We start from the raw sequence: 16,831 nt of genomic DNA on the forward strand, positions 1-16,831 counted from the left end.
ACTGTATCACAGTGCCATCAGTTGGCGTCGCCGCCGAATTGACCCAGTAGATGAGACGTCACTGACCCAGGTCTGCTGCTAGCGAACCATTGCCTTCATTGGATTTGTGCATATTTGAAGTTGGATCAGTCTTGCGTCAGCAGGTGGATCAATTCGGTATCGACGTGAACAGCAATGGCAAAAACCAGATAGATACTGTATAAAAAACCAGCAACCCATTTGCGGCAGCTCGATCGGCTACCGCTGTGGCAACCCATTCGATTCATATCGATCGGGTCACCAGTCATTGGATGAAATCGGTAGAAAAGCCTAGGGAACTAAGGACAAAAGGGTTCATTTTGTCCAATGTGATGTTACCCTTTTAAGGGACGGTGCGACATCGCGCCGTTTTGTTTTGCATCGAAGACTGGACAAAATGATCGAGCCACGAAAGCACCTGACGCAGATCGAAGTAGATCGCTTGATTGCCGCGACCAAAGAGAGTCGTCACGAAATGCGTGATCGCTGTCTATTACTGCTCATGTTTCGCCATGGCCTGCGCGTTTCTGAAGCCTGCGGTATGACCCTAGCGCAAGTTGATGTTGAGAATCGTGTCCTATACGTTTATCGCCTTAAAAAAGGCCTATCTACGACCCATCCGCTACGTACAGATGAGTTGAAGTATGTAAAAGCTTGGCTTCGGGTGAGGGCTCAAATGCAACCTGAAAATGATGCTTTTTTCATTTCAGAGAGACTGAATCCTTTGAATCGGCGTACCGCTTGGGATGCCATTCGTCGATATGGCGAGAAGGCTCATTTACCTCTAGCTACCCATCCGCACATGCTGCGCCACGCTTGCGGGTACGAACTGGCCAACCAAGGCGCAGATACACGGTTGATCCAGGACTATTTAGGGCACAAGAACATCCAGCACACCGTGCAATACACGGCAGCTAAATCAACAAGGTTTGATAGGTTGTGGCCAGCAGCGCCACGCCGTTGAGCTGAACAGAAGATAACGGTGCGACCAGGGATTGCGACCCTGGCCACACCTGACCAATGTCTACTGACAGGAGTAGAAGCAATGGCTAATGAGTATGGTATGACAATCGAAGCAAACAGCGAAGTCTACGTAGGTACAGGTGGCAGTTCCATCAAGACACCCGCGCCCAAAAAAGCTCGTGGATCGCGGAAGAAAAAACAGCCTCTGCGCACCATCGATTTGTTTTGTGGTGCAGGTGGAATCACTGAGGGCTTTAGACAAGCGGGGTATGTCAGCCTCTATGGCAACGATGTGATGCCAGAAGCCATTGAGACGTTCAAGCTCAATCATCCAGAAGCCATTGCAGACTGCCGTACTATCGAAGAAGTGGATCCAGCTGAGGTTAGAAATCTTCTCGGTCTGGAACCTGGTGAACTAGATGTTCTAGTAGGAGGCCCTCCTTGCCAAGGCTTCTCTATTAACGCCCCAGAGCGTTTTCTCAGTGATCCACGGAATGCTTTGTTCAGGCACTATGAGCGTTTCCTGGAAGAGTTTCTGCCCAAGGCGTTCGTTTTTGAGAACGTACCTGGCCTGCTGTCTCTTGATGACGGAAAAGTGTTCCGTCAGATCATCGATATTTTTACCAACCTGGGATACCACGTAACGGCCAAAATTCTGTTCGCGGCTCATTATGGTGTTCCGCAAGAGCGCTGGCGTCTAATCCTTCTGGGCTCCCGCTTTAGTGAAGTTCAGCATCCTGAGCCCACTCATTACGCAGTTGGCCGCGCCAATTTCCGTGGCGGTAGCACGATGACGTTCCAGCTGTCTGAGGGTGACCGCTCCCGCCTCAAGCCATGGGTAAGCGTTGGTGAAGCCATTGGTGATCTCCCCCGCTTAGAGATGGGGGAAGGGGCTGAAATTGTCCAATATCAGTCAACCGCTCATAGCTCCTACGCTCAAACAATGCGTAATGGCGCGCAGGAAACCTTTAACCACATTGCCGCCAAGCTATCTAAGCAGAATGCTGAGCGTATGAAGCATGTAAAGCCCGGTGGATCATGGCGTGATATCCCCCACGATCTTTTACCTAAAGGTATGCAGCGCGCCCGCAAGTCTGATCATACAAAACGCTATGGTCGACTACATAACGATGGCTTGTCGGGGACTATGTTGACCAAGTGCGACCCACACTGGGGAACAGTTTTTCTACCTGATCAAGACCGAACTCTGACAGTGCGCGAAGCAGCACGCTTTCAGTCTTTTCCTGACACCTATCGTTTTGTAGGTTCTCGCGTATCACAGTACGAGCAGGTCGGAAACGCAGTCCCTGTGCTGATGGCGAAAGCCATCGCGGATCAACTCGACAATCACTTGGCTGACCAAAAAGACATGCTCATTGAAGTAGCACAGGCACAAGAAGAAGTCTGCGCCTGATTGTCTTAATCTGACTCTGGTAAAAGTTTTTCGAAATCACCAAAAGCAAGCAGGTCAGATCCACCGACCTGCTCTATTGGAACAGGCCAGACAAACTTATCGCTGATCCGATCTTCAAAAGTCGAAAGGGGTACCGCCTTACCTCCTGTTAAACCCTCTACTGAACGTTCAAGGGTAGTGTATCGGACTTCATCACGAACAATGCGTGTACGGTTTTGGCCTTCGACTTCCTCGAATCGCACGACAAACCATGCGATATCAGCGTTCGAGATGTCTTTTACATTATCCATTTCACCGATAGAGTCAAAGAAGGCGCGATCTACAACCACGGCCATTTTCTTTCCCCATCTGCGAAGCGTTGGAACTTTGATTTGAAGCTGCGGCATAAGACGTTTGGGCCCGCTGCTACGGTAGTCGGGGCGGCGGCGTCCAGCCGGAAAAATAACCCAATCAACCTCTGCATCGCTAAAAGCTGCGAACTCGCCCTTCATGGCATCCCCAGAAAAATAAACGGCCTGAATTTCCAGTGCCGCCCATTCCATAGGAGCCCCTGACGGTGTCTTCGTGCTGACAAGCACCATGTCAATCCGGCCTACGTCTTCGCCCCCCTCATTATCTGTTGTAGCGCCGGCTTCTAAAAATCCAACTTCAGCAACGAGCATCGGGTCGGGGTCACCAAGAATGGCTTCACCTACCCATTTAAAAATCTCTAAGTTTTCATGGAAGCGATTTGGACACGTTGCCCTCAGATCACCCTGTTTACCTTCGACAGGAACCCCCATGGCTCGCCCTGTCTCTGGATGGGTCGCATAGGAATAAAGACGTAATGAGCAGACCCCTCCGTCCTTTGAGCAAACAGCATCTTGCTTGCGCGCTTGAAATGGACACAGTTGTTTAGTTCGAGCTGTCTTCAGTTTCAGGTTTTCAACCGCAAGTAGCTGCCTTTCTTTACCTGATAACTGAGTCAGGTTGTACCCATACAACTCTCCGATTCCGAAGCGAGGTGTTAGATCTTTTGGTTTTCTAGGTAATTTGGCCATAGCTCATAAAGTTATCAGATCCGTCGATTTCGGCCGAGAGCTTTGTAAAATTCTTAGAAAATTACGTCCAACTCATTAATGCCGCTTATGTGAACAGGAAGTAGTCAGCTTTCTAGGGGATACGGTGTAATTTGTACTCCGGCTATAGTAAGCAGCTTGTACAGGGTCGCAATTTTTGTTCGTGTGCCCCGCGAAGCACAGTAAGTGAATATGACCCGCTGTTTAGCACGGGTGAAAGCCACAAAAAATCCTGCCGTGGCCTCAATTTCATCCTGAGAAAAACTCCACCAAGCGCCATCATCCAGTCCGACGAAGATAACGGTGTGATACTCAAGGCCCTTGCTCTTGTGGATCGTCATCAAAGGAATTGCGTGCACGCCTTCGTACATGTCGAGGGCGTGGGACCAGTCCTTACTGTGGAGCGAGCTGGATAAAAGATGTTCCGCCGTTGCGTCTAACACTTTTTCTAGCCAGCTCCCTTGGCCATAGGCGGCGTTGAAACGGATCACATGCTCTACACCCACGAAATTTAGGATGTCGTCAACAAGTGCGCGTGAGGCCACCTTACTTCTCGGGGGGAGGGAGTAACGTGCAGCCAGTTCGGTTGCATAGGTGTCCAACACACGAGCGAGCCTACTCTGCCTGATTGAGTCATCGGCATCGATCCCTCTCATTGAGGCGAGCCAATTCTGGGAAGTCGACCAATAACTTCCCGCTCGCGGAGTCATTGATAGGCGGAGAAAGTTGACCACCAACTTCGAGATTTCCTCTGTCATCAGCTCCTGCAGCATTACTTTGCCGACCATTCCAGCTTCGTTACGCAGCGCCAGATTTTCGTTCGCGAAAGCAGATTCCAAGAGTTCGGCATATTCTCCCGCTTTTTGTCGAACCAGTATGACGAAGTCTCGAGGAGTCAGTTTCTGGTCGGCAATGTATGACGCTACTGATTGCGCTAACTGACGCGCTTCAGTTTTCGGACTCGGGAAGTCGAGAATTGAACAGCTTTCTCCGTCAATTGTGCCGTCAGTCTGAGATACCGGCTGCACAGCTTTTACATCTAACGCCTGGGCCAACACGTGCTGGATACGTACCAAGTCCGGCGAAGATCGGTAATTGTTAAAGAGCGAAGTCCGGACACCTCCGAAATCAGCATCAAAGGCAGAGAAAGGGTCATCCATCGCCATTGCCCAACGCATGATCTGCTGCTTGTTATCTCCGACAGCAGTCACGATGGTTTCTGTGCCTTGAAAAATTGTGTTTACCAGATCGTACTGAACCCTGGTGGTGTCCTGGAATTCGTCCATGAACAAATGCGAATAGGTGAGGCGCAAGGCATCCCGCGCCATCGGATTGACTCGCAGCAGCAATTCAGCGAGACGGCCAATCATTGGGAAAGACAGCACACTTTTGCCACCGCCGTGGAGCGACATTCGCCAGAACGCATCTGCCGCCCATTGCGCGACAGTTGGGTCTGGCCATCCTTCTACACGCAACGGTGAGCCGAGCAGGTGCCGACGTTCAAAGGTTTTAGACCCTATCTCACGCACATCATTTCTTGTTCCGATTACCTCAGGTGGCGGTGGAAGGTCATGGAGGTACTCGCGAAAATTTCGCTCCGTGTGAGTCGTGATCTCGTAATCGGGTCTTGGCCTCCAGCGGTCAGGTAATGCCTGACCGAAGCGGTCGACCAACCCTTTTGCAAACGCATCAAACGTCATGGAGTCGAAGCGGCTCGCATGGGAGTGGTGACAGCGCTGACGTACGCGTGCTGCCAGATTAGATGCCGCATCACGTTTGAAGCTGATAGCCAGAATGCGCCGTGGAGATGGCGCAGTGTCCGTCTGAAGGAGAAAGGCGGCGCGTTGCGCAAGCAGTTCTGTCTTGCCAGCGCCTGGTCCGGCAATAACGGACCGATTCTTTTTCGAACGAACCACCTTCAGCGCATTCGCTTCCAGAGCTTTAACCCCGACGGGTTTCCAATCCTCCCGAGCTATTCGGCGTGACGAAACGGCCATGATCAGTCTCGCCTCAGGGAGCTTGCAATATGTCGAATGACCTCAGCCAGAACTGCTGGCATATCTGCGGTTAGGTTCGCCTTACTAACACGCGTCAATGCCGCCAGATGCGTGGCTGGCTTGCTATGGGTGAGGAAGTGGTAACGATAGCTCGGAAACAACGCCGGGTAATCTTCATAGGGTCCAGTGTATACAGAAAGTCCTGGACCTGACGTCCCCAGCACAACCTCTGCTGCCTTGTCTGCGGTCATACGTGGACCACCCCCTTTAGGAATTACGGCGGCATAGTCATCGGGGAAGGCATTTAGCATTGCGAGATCAAGGTCGAGCGGAGCCGAAAAGTAGACCCCGTACTCCTTCAGCCTATTGATCCAGCTCAACTGAGTGGAGTGATTTGCTACATTGCGCCATCCGTGCATCCCTTGCAGTTCTTTGTCGGTCAAACTGCCGGTTGATGTTTGTAGCAATTTGGCTTTGGGGGCACCGAACTCAATAAGCTTCTCTAGGGCTGTCTTTACTCGCCCCCATCCTCCACCATCACGACCGAGATCCAAGTCCAGAAGAGTTGCGTAAGGAATACCTAGCCCCTTAAGCAAGCGCCAGAAATATTGGACGTGTCGCCCTCCTAGAGGGACGATCGCGACAAAAGCAGGATCGATGAGGAGGTCAAGCGCTTCAGCGAGTTGAGGAAGGACGATTCTTTCCGAATCACCCTCAACGAGCAGGACAAACCGTGCGAAGTAAAGCTCGGGATAGGCCAATATGGCACCACGCACAAACTTGCTGGCCTCCACATCATCAGTTGGCAGCTCAATTCGCTTCACATTAGATATGCGCGTCTTTGCGTTACAGCGGCAGTAACGGACCTCGCTTGGCTCGACTCGGCTAAGAACCGCCGGCGAATGACTCGTGATTATGGCCTGCGCACCGCTGGCCTCAGTCAACGATCGAACCTGTCGGATGATGCGAGCAAGAAAGTAGGGTGAAAGGTGGTTTTCTGGTTCCTCAAGAGCAAACAGTGTGAGAGCGGGAATATGGAGTGCATCCTCTCGAAATCCGGCCACAGAACCTTCAACGACCTCGCGCTCTAGGTCAAAAACGGCGGCGGCCAATGCAAAATAAAATAGCGACTGCTGTCCGTCGCTGAGGGCTTCAATACCTCTTTCTCGCCCGTCAGGTCCCTGCTCAAATATGACCGCGATCTTGTTGATCACTTCCTCAAACCGTCGGCTCACCAGACTGAGCCTAGGCTTGGTATTGGAAGCGTCGTCATGCAGGTCTGCCCAGCGTGTTTGCAGAGCCTCGGTGATTGCGGTGATCGCAGACTCGCCTTCAAACGCAGCGGTCAGGCTCTCAGTCGCCTCTTGCACTTTGTCTTCGGTGTCGGTGGACCATTCAATGGCCCTCAGGAGACGTGCGGCCAGCGTACCGGCAGTTGCTCGGATTTGGCCGGCGGCGTCTCGACTTGCCGGGGTGTAATAAAGTTGTATGAGGCCCCGATCGGTCACTGCCACCGGTTGGTATTTGTCCTCTGCGGGCTCGTCATCTAAGCAATCGATCCAAAAAAGATTCTGTGACACCTCGCCCTCAAGCGTACCGTCGTCATCCCACTGTGCTTCAAGCCGCATTCGGCAAACGGGCGCCTGGGCAGCTCTCGTAATCAGCATGTGCCTAAATGAAGGGGCGATGGTTTCCGCGGTTGCAGACCCGTCCAACAATTCCGGGAAGGCAACGATCGCCTCGATGAAGAGCTCTTTTGAATCGCGGCTCTCAGGATCCTCTCCAGGAGCTAGGTGGAAATCCGAAAGTGATACGGTGCGCTGCGCCCGCGTTACCCCAAACAGCTTCGACATAGCCTGCAGAAGCGCAGTTTTACCCGCAGCGTTAGGGCCAACGATTGTGGTGATCTCATCTGAGATTGGAATGGAAATCTCATTCGGGCCGAAACAGCGAAAGCCAGATATCGTGATCGACTCGATGCGCACAGGTTCCCTCCTCAATGCGGTAACAGGCACACATGCTCGTTACTATTGGGCGAGGTTAACGCAGTAATAGTTCGCGCACAGCCCTTGAACCCGGATTTTTGTGCCATTTTCGCTTGTCTGGCCAAAACGTCGGGCTAACCGCGTGAGAGCAGCAAGCTGATTCCAGGCCCCCGAACAGCAGCCGAGAACACCCTTAATTTTTGGCGCTGGTGCGACTTTGACCCAGACTGCCGGAATTCATTGACCCACCCGAAATACTCAGTAAACGATGGCCTTGCGCGGGATTTCAGCTGCTGAATATGGGTCAGTCAAAATCAGTAGTTTGGGTCAAAGTCGCACCAGCGCCAACACAGTGGTCATTCACAGCACCTCACCCGCCAGCAAGGCCCGGGTCTGGAGGAAACAAGGTCAAGGCTTCAACGAGAGGGCGACAAAAAGCCACCTCTCAGAGGCACGCATCAAAAAAAACCGGACTAGCTGACGACAGCCCCTTTCGGGCCACTGGCAATCAACGCGGCCCCGCAGGCGGTTTTCATGCCGTCGAGCGCGATGGGGGTGCCATCGACGGTGTAGGTGCTGCTGCCTTCGGCAATCGGGAATATCCCTTTGCACAACGGGCAACTGACCTTGTGACCGACCCCGGCGATCGGCTTGCCGTTGAGGTCGGTCTGGTGGAAGGCTTCGAGGACTTTTCCACCGTGGGTGGTGGAGTCGCCCAAGCGAATTGCGTCTTTCATTTCGTCCCTCCTTTGACTATTGGTCGCTAGCTCACACTCATTCGGGCTCAGTCCGCGTTTATCGAGCACGGCAACTCCATTCAACCCTCTCGTCGTGATCAACTGCAAAGACGACAGACCACAGGTGCTGCAGACAACTAGTTAGTCCGAGAGAAGAGCGGCAAATTTTCGATGTACTTCTGCAAGTTCCAAAGCTTCTGATTCAAATAACTCGACCGGGTCGTCGTGTTCAGTAATTACCTTGATCTGGATAGATATTTTCACCAAGCACTGACTTACATCAACTCGTGCACAGGTGATTTTCTTCAGAGACCGGTTTCGGGCTAAATCGCATGACGACGCTCCCATTTCTCACTGCTAGCGCGCCAAACGCTAACCCCATCAATTTTTGGTTCACCACGCTCTACGATCACGGTGTATCGATAACGTTGTTTCAGCCCTTTTTTTCTGACTGCCTGAATATTCGTTTCCTTATCTAGCTGTTCTTCGGTATCAGTCAAAATGGTCTGTTCATACTCCGGAGGCTGTCCAGTACCTAATGTATCGAGCCTTGCTGATCCAAGAGCAATTGAAGCTTTCACACTCAGATTTTCAGAGAATATCGCTTCCAACCTTGATTTTGCTGCTTCATTCGCCTTAGTCCGATACCCCGAATCAGTCTTATATGCGTCGCATCGCTTCTCGGCATGAAATCCCACCTCCCACTCATGCATCTGCGAAAGAAAATTTTGTAATCGCTCACTAGGTGACATAAAACGCTCCTATCAACAATCGCACGAACAAGGGTTGTGGAATAGCCGACTTTCAGTATTCCCGTCAACTCTCGCCTGGTACAAAACAGAATGAGGTCGAGTGGCGCCTTCATCGTACTGAGGGGTGACACGTACTATTACGTTACTACCGCCTTTAACAGCTTCGGCAATATCTCCCTCAAAGTCACGGAACTCACCACGGTTAACACTAGGGGCTTGAGGAAAAATGTTCCCCTTACCACCGCTTCCACCCAGTCGATTTCCGATGGCATGGCCAGCGTCGTCCGTATTACAGCCCAAGTTACGCGCAAACCCCCGTGAACTGGTGTTGGTATTTGTCCCAGTTCCCAAATCTTCAGGTCGAATTTTCGCGGTTACGCTCTTCAGCGATCCGTTCTCATTGTGACGATATTTTGTTATCGGGTTTGAGCCCCAAAGGCCCAATGGATCCACCCACTCAACCGGATTCGCTGCATAGGCATAAAGGTTAATGCCTCCGGTATAACTTATCGGATCTTTGCTTATGAACCGACCAACCCCCGGATCATAGTACCGATACCGGTTGTAATGCAGCCCTGTCTCATGATCGTGATACTGCCCTTGGAATCTGATCGGGTTCACCACCCCATGCTGCCGCGCCCATTCCGAACGCTGTTCCGTCACCTGCCCCCACGCCTTGTACTGCGCGATCCACGCCATGTTGCCTTGTGAATCAGTCAGCTCTTGCGGGGTGCCGAGGTGATCGCACTGATACCAGGCCAACGCTTCAAACGGTAATGCCGTGGCCTTGTGATTCCACAACGGGTCCTCATCCAGACTGTACTCACCGCTGTAATCCGGCAGCCCAATCAGATCGATTGGCGCGTGCCTTACAGCCTGTGCAACAGGGACAAAAGTCCCCGGTTCGAAGACGTAGTGCACCGTGCGACCCGGTTCGCCATCGCTCTGCGCCGGGCTGCTTTCCCAGGCGAGGTTGTCGCCGTCCCAGCCGTACAAGGTGAAGCCGCAGCCCAGTTCACGTTGTTTGCGGGCGTGCTCGTTGCGGTTCCAGAGAGAGCCTGCTTCAGGACGCTGTTTGTAGTGGGCGCGGGAGTTTTTGTGCAGGCGGCGTCCCAGTGCGTCGTAGGCGAAATCCACGCTCAGGCGCGAGTCTTCGAAATGCACCAGTCGATCAAACAAATCCCACTGCAGATCACTGCATTGACCGTTGTGCCAGCGCTGGATCTGATTACCGCGCTCGTCGTAATCGTAGTGGGTGCCGGCGTATTCGCGCAGCAAGTTGTCGACCAGTTTGCTGCGCGGTGGGGTCAGGTCCAGTGGGCGGCGAATTTCCGTTGCCTTGTCGTCCAGCAGGTTGCCGGCCGGGTCGAAGGCGAAGGTTTCCACGCCTTGACGTGTGGTAGCGCTGAGCAGTCGACCGACGGGATCGTAACGATAGGCGAGCGGGCCACGACGACTGTCGTTGATGTCGGTCAGTTGGCCGGCAGCGTCGTAGGTGTATTCGCGTTTGAGCAGTGTGGATTTGTCGTCGCTGCGGCCCAGCAGTTGCTCTTGGAGGCGACCGGCAGGGTCCCAGCTTTGAGTTTGCAGCAGGTGGTTGCCTTGATGGCGGGCGACTTCGCGGTGCAGGTCGTCGCGCTCGTAACCGATCAGTTCGTGGTCGTCCAGGCGCAGACCGAGCAGGTGGCCGCTGCCGTAGGTCAACCAACTGACGCGGTGGCCGTCCGGGCGCACGGTAGCAACACGATGATTCAGCACGTCGTACTCGTGCTGCCAGATTGCGACCGTAGGTTTTTCCAGACCGAGGTAATGCTGGTGTTCGCGCAGCAGGTTGCCGGCAGGATCGTGAAACCATTGCAGGCGGCTGTCGGCGTTGTCGGCCAGTACCATGTTGCCGTTGCCGTCATAGGCAAAGGTTTCGCTTTGCGACTGCTCGCCCAGGGTGGCGCGACGTTCGGTCAAGCGGCCCATCGAGTCGAAGCTCACCGAGATCACACGGTTGCCATTGATCGATTGGGCAAGGCGACCGGTTTGCGCATCGTATTGATAGCGTGTGGTGCGGCCGTCGAAGCCGCCTTCTTCCAACAGGCGTCCGACCGGATCGTAATGGAAATGCGCGCGTTGTTCGTTTTCGTTTTCCAGCGCCAATAGCTGACCGAGGCGGTCCCAGCGATAGCGCAGGGTTTGCTCGGCAGCGTCCACGCGTTCGGCGATCAAACCGGCAGCGGTATAACTCCAGGTGGTGCAGCGATCCAGACCATCGACATGCGCCAACAGTCGACCTTCGGCGTCGCGCTCAAAGCGTTCCTCGGTCTTGTCCGGGTGCTTGATCAGCACCAGTTGGCCAGCCTTGTATTCGTACTCGGTGGTGTTCCCAGCAGCGTCGGTGAAGCAGATCATCTGCCCCAGTTCGTTGTATTCCCAGGCACTGGTCTTGCCCGAGCAATCGACGTACTCGACGAGTTGCCCGGCGTCGTTGTAATCCAGGGTCTTTTCGTTGCCGTTGGCATCCTTGATCGCCGTGGGCTGGCCGGTCTTGTTGTAGGCGTATTCGGTTTTGTTGCCGAGCGGATCGAGCGCTTCAACCAGATTACCTTGATCGTCATAGGCGCGCTGCCACTGACCACCCTCGGCATCACTGATTTTGATCAGCATGTCTTGATCGTCGTAGGCGTAATGCATCACCGTGTGATCGGCGCGAATATGTTCGACTAGGTTGCTGCGCTCATCGTAAAAGTAGCGATCCGTGCTGCCATCGGCATTCACGCGACGCACGATGTTTTTCGCGTCGTCGCGGAAGAACCACTCTGAGCGCTCATCCGCGTAGCGAATTCGGTAGGTGTAGCCAAGGATGTCGTAGTAGTGCCAGGTCTCGTTACCGAGCGCGTCGGTGACGTAGGTCAGACGAATGTTTTCGTCCCACTCCAGACGTGTGTCGAAGCTGCCGTCGTCGGCCCATTCGCGCACGGCTTTGGCCTTGGCGTCTTGGCCGTCCCACTCCAGATTCATGCCGCGACCGGTGCGGTCGGTATAACGCGTAATCAGGTGATGCTGGTATTGATACAACCAGACTGCGCCGTTCTCATCCTGCGCCCGAATCAGGTCGCCATAGGCGTCGTACTGGTAAGCACAGAGTTGTCGCAGTGGGGCACCGTCAACGATTTGCCAAAGGCCTATCAGTCGGCCGTGATCGTCGATCATCGTGCCGAGGTGCAGGTGCACCTTGTTGATGTCGTTTTCCTGGTAGGTGATCAGGTCGGAAAGCACCGATTGTTCGCCATGGCGATGCTCGTAATGCAGCATGATCCCGGCGCCGTTGCGCAGAGAAATATTGGTCAGCACGAAGCGCTGGCCATGGCGGACGTAGGTTTCTTTGCGTTCGAAGCCACGGCACAACAGCAACTGGTCTTCACCACTGCGAACCAGCGTGATGTTTTCGATGGCATCGGAGTGAAACAGGCCGAGTTTGGGCAATGGATAGATGTGCTCGCGGCCATCGGCGCCATAGAACATCAGACCATCGTCAATGCAGTCAAAGCGTGTGGTGAATTCAGAAATCCAGCGAGCGCCGAGTTCGCTGTGATCGTAGGCGTCGAGGCGTGAGTTGTATATGCGCGTCCACTCGACAGGGAAAGGCCCCGGCAAACTGAAATCCGTATGACTGAGTCTTTCAGAACCCAAGGCAAAACTGATGCTGTTGCATGTGCCCGTGCAGGCGCCGTTTTTCTTCGGCTCGGGCGCGCCTTTCGCAGGAGCCTGTTGACCAGTGGCTCCCAATTGACCATCGACCGCCGTGTGCTTTGCCTGTCCAGTCTTGTCTGGATGGACCGCGGCGCTCTGACCATGGGCATTGCGCTTGCGCCACAGGGTAACGGCGCTGGAGAGGATCAGTAGCAACCAGCCAATGGAGTTCTGCACCGACTCATCGTCGAGTTTGCTCAGTTGGGTGCGCAGCTCCGGGCCCATTACCCGCAGTTTTTTGGTTTCTTCGCAGACGTTTTTCTTGAAGTCATCGGGCACCAGATTTTGCGCCACGCTGTTGGCAAGGCCCTTGCCAGCCGCTTTATAAGCACTCGCGGCAGCCCCGAAAACATTGCTGAATGAGGCCAGCGGATCATTCTTGAATTGATCGACTGCTGCGCTTGCCTGGGCGCTGGCCGCATTCAGATCACCTTTGGCATCCAGATTGCCGAAAGCGACCGCCTCGATGCCCGCGGCAATCTCATTGATGACCTCTTCACCGAGCTTGCCAGCGTCCGCAAGAATCCCCGGCAACTTGCCCTTGGCCTGTTCAACGAAGTCGTCGAGGGTGCCCATGATAGAGGCGTTCAGGTGCCCGACCAGCACCTCGATCACGGATGCACTGAGCAGCATTTTGCTGGTGGCCTTCATCTCTTGGCGTACCAGAAACAAAGTCGGGCGCAGGGTCATGCGCGCCGCCGCCATGGCCGGCGGTAATGGCAATACACCGATCAGATTGATGCCCAGACTGGCCCACGCCAGCAGGTCGCGCTTCTGGGCATTCGACAGGGTGACGATGTCACCCAGCGCATCGACCAACGCCATGATGTTGCCCACCACGGGTAAGGCGCCGGCGACGTTCTTGATCCGATCAAGGGTGACCACGCCATCCGTGGCTGATTGCAACCAGGCATCGAAGGTCGCTGCGCTGCTGGCAACGTCCTGGATGTCGATGGCGTTCAGTGGAACGATGGCAACCTGAGGTTCACGTTTTACGATTTCAGTGGTCATGACAGCATCTCACCCGCCAACAAGCCTGGGGTTTTCAAGGAAGGTTTTGGAAGCGTTGGCGCGGGAAGCGTCGGTAGCTGTCCGCCCTTGCTTGCTGCGCCGAGGATGCTCGACGCACTCGGCATGGCGGCACTCGCCAGTTTCGGCAATCCAGCCACTCCGCCCTGCACAGCGCCTTTCACCTGCTGCGCCGTTTGCATTGCGCCCTGCGCGGTCTGCATCGCACTCATCCCTGTTTGTGCCATGTCCTTACCCTTCTCCAGCATGTCCCAGTTCTTGCTCGGCAACACTTGAGCGACCATTGCTTGCACCTGACTCGGCACGTCTTCCGCGCCTGGTGGATTCAACGGCCATTCCGGCTTGCCGATGTAGCTGCCATCGCTCCAGGTGTCTGCCGGATCCTTGCCGAACAACACACGCGCTGGCCCCGGTGCGGCGCCAGAGACGCTAGCGAAACCCTTAGCGTCGAGCTTGCCCTTGATGCTTTTGCCCAGGGCGTCGATGACTTCGTAGTCGCCTTCCTTGATGCCCTGGCGCCCGGCGTACTGGTTGAACAGTTCCAGATTGCCCTTGCCCGGTTTCGGCGGTTCCGGGAATACGCCGGCGAGGCTTTTTGCGCCGGTGTAGGCGAAGTTCGCCGCGTGCGCGGTGTACGGGCCGCTGGTGGCGTGGGTGATGCCGCCGGCGTTGTAGGTGGTGGCGCTGCCGCCGCCCTGGATCACCAGTTCGGTTTTCGCGGTGATGGTGATGCGGTCGGCATTGGCAGTGATGTTGAGTTTGGCCAGCAGGTTGATGCTGTCCTTCAGTGCGCGCACATCGATGTCGCCGGAGGCCGCGACCAGACGCCAGCCCATGCTCTGCACGAACAGGCGCATGCCGCGACTGGCGCTGGCCAACAGGCGTTTGCCGATCGACAGGCTGGTGTGGCCGGTGCTGCTCAGGGCCAAGTGTTCGCCGGTGGCGATGTGGCTGGAGCGCGGAGTGGTCAGGGCGATGCCGGCCGGGCTGGCGAGGACCAGATGCGGTTCGGTGAACTCGGGGAATTCGTTGGCGGTGAGGTTGGCGGGGCCGCTGCCGAGTACGCCTTGGTGCTGGGCGTGCAGCGCTTTGGCAACGTCGTCCTGATCGCCGGCTTCCTGGGCCTGAAGCTCTTTGGCTTGAACGGCGAATCCGTCCTGCTGATCGCTGGCCGTCGCGAGGCGTTCAGCGGTTTCAGGCAAGTCTTTGTGGTGCTTGGATTCGTTCGGACGCGGCTCAGTGGTGATCAAAAGACCCGCACCCGCACGCACCGCACCGTGGCGGTCGGTTCTTAACTCAAAACCTTCACCGCGCGGCTGGCCACCGCTAGGGCGTGGATGGGTCAGATAGCCGAGGTTGATCGCACTCGCGCCGTGGTCGCTGCGCAGCGCAATGCTGATCTCGCTGGTGGTGTCGTCGATGCGCAGTTCGTTGGCGCGGCTGCCCTTGTATTCCTTGCTCTTGACCGTGGCCAGGGTCTTGAAATCCGGCAGCTTGTACGGCGGTAGATTCGCGCCGTGGTACAGGCAACCGGTGATCAGCGGCTGGTCGGGATCGCCTTCGAGGAAGGTGATCAACACCTCCATGCCGACCCGCGGGATGTTGATCGAGCCAAAGGTTTCCGCTGCCCAGCTCGACGCCACGCGCATCCAGCAACTGGTCATGTCGTCGTGCTTGCCTTCGCGGTCCCAGAAGAACTGCACCTTCACCCGGCCGTACTGGTCGCAGTAGATCTCTTCGCCTTCAGGGCCGCAGACCACCGCGCTTTGTGTGCCGAGGACTTTTGGTTTCGGGTGATCGAGCGGCGGACGGTACGGCACGTCCCACGGGATTGCGCTGAAGCGGTTGCGGTAGCCCTGGTGGAAATCGTCCTTGAGGTCGGTGGTGTCGCTGGTCACCGACTCTTCCAGCACCTGCGGCTGCTTGCCTTCGTGGAAGATTTCGGTGAGCAGCCAGAGATCATTCCAGGTCGGATTGGCGTGTTCGATCAGGGCGAGGAAATGCCCGCTGACCAGAATCGGCTGATCACTGTTGCCCTCGGCCAGACGGTAGTCGCTGCGATGGCGTTCCAGCGCGCGATTGGCCAGGTGTTTACCGCGCTCGCGATCGACGAAACGGCCCGGGTAATCGTAGTCTTCGAGGTCCGGTTGCGCGCTGCTTTTGGCATCGCTTTCCAGCTCGATCTTCGGTTTGACGAAGTCGTAATCGCGGCGCGTGGTGCGGCTGGTGCGGGTGGCCAGACGCAGGCCGAAGCGCTTGACCACCGGTTTGTCGGCGACCAGTCCGGAGTCCTGCTGATAGGCCACTGGCGCGAGTTTCGGGAACACTGTCTGGTCATCGCCGAAGGTCAGTTTGTGGCCGCTGGACGTGTGCTGGAAGTGGTAGTGAATACCTTCTTCCTCACACAAGCGCTGGATGAAATCCAGGTCCGACTCGTCGTACTGCACGCAGTAAATGCGCTCGGGGTAAATCGCGCTGAGCTGGAAGTGGTAGTCGCTGGCGAGGATGCCGTGCTCTTCCAGGACCTGGCTGATGATTTGTTGCACGGTCATCTGCTGGAAGATGCGCTGGTTGACCCGGTGCGCGAGGTACGCCAGTTGCGGACGCAGGGAAATCTTGTAGCGCGTCAGGCGCTTGCCCGCCTCGCCTTGGGCAATGCTGTAGACCAGCCCGTGAATGCCGGTGCCGCTCGGCGACAGCTGAAGAAACGCCAGTTTGTGCAGCACGCTTTCGAGGTTGATCGAGGCCTTTTCGCTGACCAGTTCCAGCTCGAATTCGAACGGCGTGTTGAGGGCCTCACGACCGGTGAACGACAGCACCTGGAAATCGCTGTCGATGCCATCGACGGTCAGATTGAAATGAGGCTGGTTGGCCGGTGAGAACATTCCCTTGTCCCTCGCGCAGTGCTGCGACGCGCAATAGCCCGTTAAAGGGCAATTGTCGAAAATTCTTTAGAAGTGAATCCGCCCCGACCGGCGAAACCGGCCGAGGGGTACAACAATCAGTCGCGATTAAACGACTGGAGCACGCCAGTCATCGGAACCCGAAGTACCGGATACTTCGTGGGTCCAGGTGATTTTGCGGTAGGTGAACTGCACTTCTTCCAGGTGGGTGAAGTGCGCGTTGCCCGGGTCCTG

At 55.5% G+C, this 16,831-nt stretch carries 9 protein-coding genes and 1 pseudogene; 2 read left to right on the forward strand and 8 right to left on the reverse strand.

Annotation, left to right across the window (positions count from 1 at the left end; all coding sequences use genetic code 11):
• The first annotated feature begins 415 nt into the window (after positions 1 to 415).
• Positions 416 to 982: a tyrosine-type recombinase/integrase gene (locus tag AACY19_RS23285; RefSeq protein ID WP_339453951.1), complete on the forward strand. Its 567-nt coding sequence runs from the start codon at positions 416 to 418 to the stop codon at positions 980 to 982.
• 81 nt (positions 983 to 1,063) lie between these two features.
• Positions 1,064 to 2,395, forward strand: coding sequence for a DNA cytosine methyltransferase (locus AACY19_RS23290; protein ID WP_339453952.1), 1,332 nt, complete (start codon positions 1,064 to 1,066; stop codon positions 2,393 to 2,395).
• A 5-nt stretch (positions 2,396 to 2,400) separates the two neighbouring features.
• On the opposite strand, the gene AACY19_RS23295 is transcribed toward AACY19_RS23290, so the two are convergent.
• The 8 genes and pseudogenes from AACY19_RS23295 to AACY19_RS23330 form a co-directional block, all read right to left on the reverse strand.
• On the reverse strand, positions 2,401 to 3,435 hold the full coding sequence (locus AACY19_RS23295; protein ID WP_339453953.1) for a NotI family restriction endonuclease: 1,035 nt from the start codon (positions 3,433 to 3,435) through the stop codon (positions 2,401 to 2,403).
• 104 nt (positions 3,436 to 3,539) lie between these two features.
• Positions 3,540 to 5,450, reverse strand: a complete 1,911-nt coding sequence (locus tag AACY19_RS23300; RefSeq protein ID WP_339453954.1) for an ATP-dependent helicase — start codon at positions 5,448 to 5,450, stop codon at positions 3,540 to 3,542.
• Between the two features lie 2 nt (positions 5,451 to 5,452).
• Positions 5,453 to 7,435 (reverse strand): ATP-dependent nuclease, encoded by a 1,983-nt coding sequence (locus AACY19_RS23305; RefSeq protein ID WP_339453955.1) that lies wholly within the window; start codon positions 7,433 to 7,435, stop codon positions 5,453 to 5,455.
• Positions 7,436 to 7,908: 473 nt separating this feature from the next.
• On the reverse strand, positions 7,909 to 8,172 hold the full coding sequence (locus AACY19_RS23310; protein ID WP_095191119.1) for a PAAR domain-containing protein: 264 nt from the start codon (positions 8,170 to 8,172) through the stop codon (positions 7,909 to 7,911).
• 323 nt (positions 8,173 to 8,495) lie between these two features.
• Positions 8,496 to 8,924: an NTF2 fold immunity protein gene (locus AACY19_RS23315; protein WP_339453956.1), complete on the reverse strand. Its 429-nt coding sequence runs from the start codon at positions 8,922 to 8,924 to the stop codon at positions 8,496 to 8,498.
• Between the two features lie 12 nt (positions 8,925 to 8,936).
• A complete protein-coding gene (locus tag AACY19_RS23320) occupies positions 8,937 to 13,676 on the reverse strand; it encodes an RHS repeat-associated core domain-containing protein (RefSeq protein WP_339453957.1) in 4,740 nt (1,579 codons plus the stop codon).
• Positions 13,673 to 16,579, reverse strand: a complete 2,907-nt coding sequence (locus tag AACY19_RS23325; protein WP_339453958.1) for a type VI secretion system Vgr family protein — start codon at positions 16,577 to 16,579, stop codon at positions 13,673 to 13,675. The genes AACY19_RS23320 and AACY19_RS23325 overlap by 4 nt, the downstream gene beginning before the upstream one ends.
• A gap of 126 nt (positions 16,580 to 16,705) precedes the next feature.
• Positions 16,706 to 16,831, reverse strand: a pseudogene (locus tag AACY19_RS23330) (Hcp family type VI secretion system effector); the annotation flags it as partial.

It is taken from the genome of Pseudomonas sp. EA_5y_Pfl2_R50 (assembly GCF_963970475.1).
Taxonomy (GTDB): Bacteria; Pseudomonadota; Gammaproteobacteria; order Pseudomonadales; family Pseudomonadaceae; genus Aquipseudomonas.

What these genes read in the sequence shown, in the direction of transcription:
- AACY19_RS23285 (WP_339453951.1), top strand. Translation starts at nt 416, where the DNA reads ATGATCGAGCCACGAAAGCACCTGACGCAGATCGAAGTAGATCGCTTG.
- AACY19_RS23290 (WP_339453952.1), top strand. Translation starts at nt 1,064, where the DNA reads ATGGCTAATGAGTATGGTATGACAATCGAAGCAAACAGCGAAGTCTAC.
- AACY19_RS23295 (WP_339453953.1), bottom strand. Translation starts at nt 3,435, where the DNA reads ATGGCCAAATTACCTAGAAAACCAAAAGATCTAACACCTCGCTTCGGA.
- AACY19_RS23300 (WP_339453954.1), bottom strand. Translation starts at nt 5,450, where the DNA reads ATGGCCGTTTCGTCACGCCGAATAGCTCGGGAGGATTGGAAACCCGTC.
- AACY19_RS23310 (WP_095191119.1), bottom strand. Translation starts at nt 8,172, where the DNA reads ATGAAAGACGCAATTCGCTTGGGCGACTCCACCACCCACGGTGGAAAA.
- AACY19_RS23315 (WP_339453956.1), bottom strand. Translation starts at nt 8,924, where the DNA reads ATGTCACCTAGTGAGCGATTACAAAATTTTCTTTCGCAGATGCATGAG.
- AACY19_RS23320 (WP_339453957.1), bottom strand. Translation starts at nt 13,676, where the DNA reads ATGACCACTGAAATCGTAAAACGTGAACCTCAGGTTGCCATCGTTCCA.
- AACY19_RS23325 (WP_339453958.1), bottom strand. Translation starts at nt 16,579, where the DNA reads ATGTTCTCACCGGCCAACCAGCCTCATTTCAATCTGACCGTCGATGGC.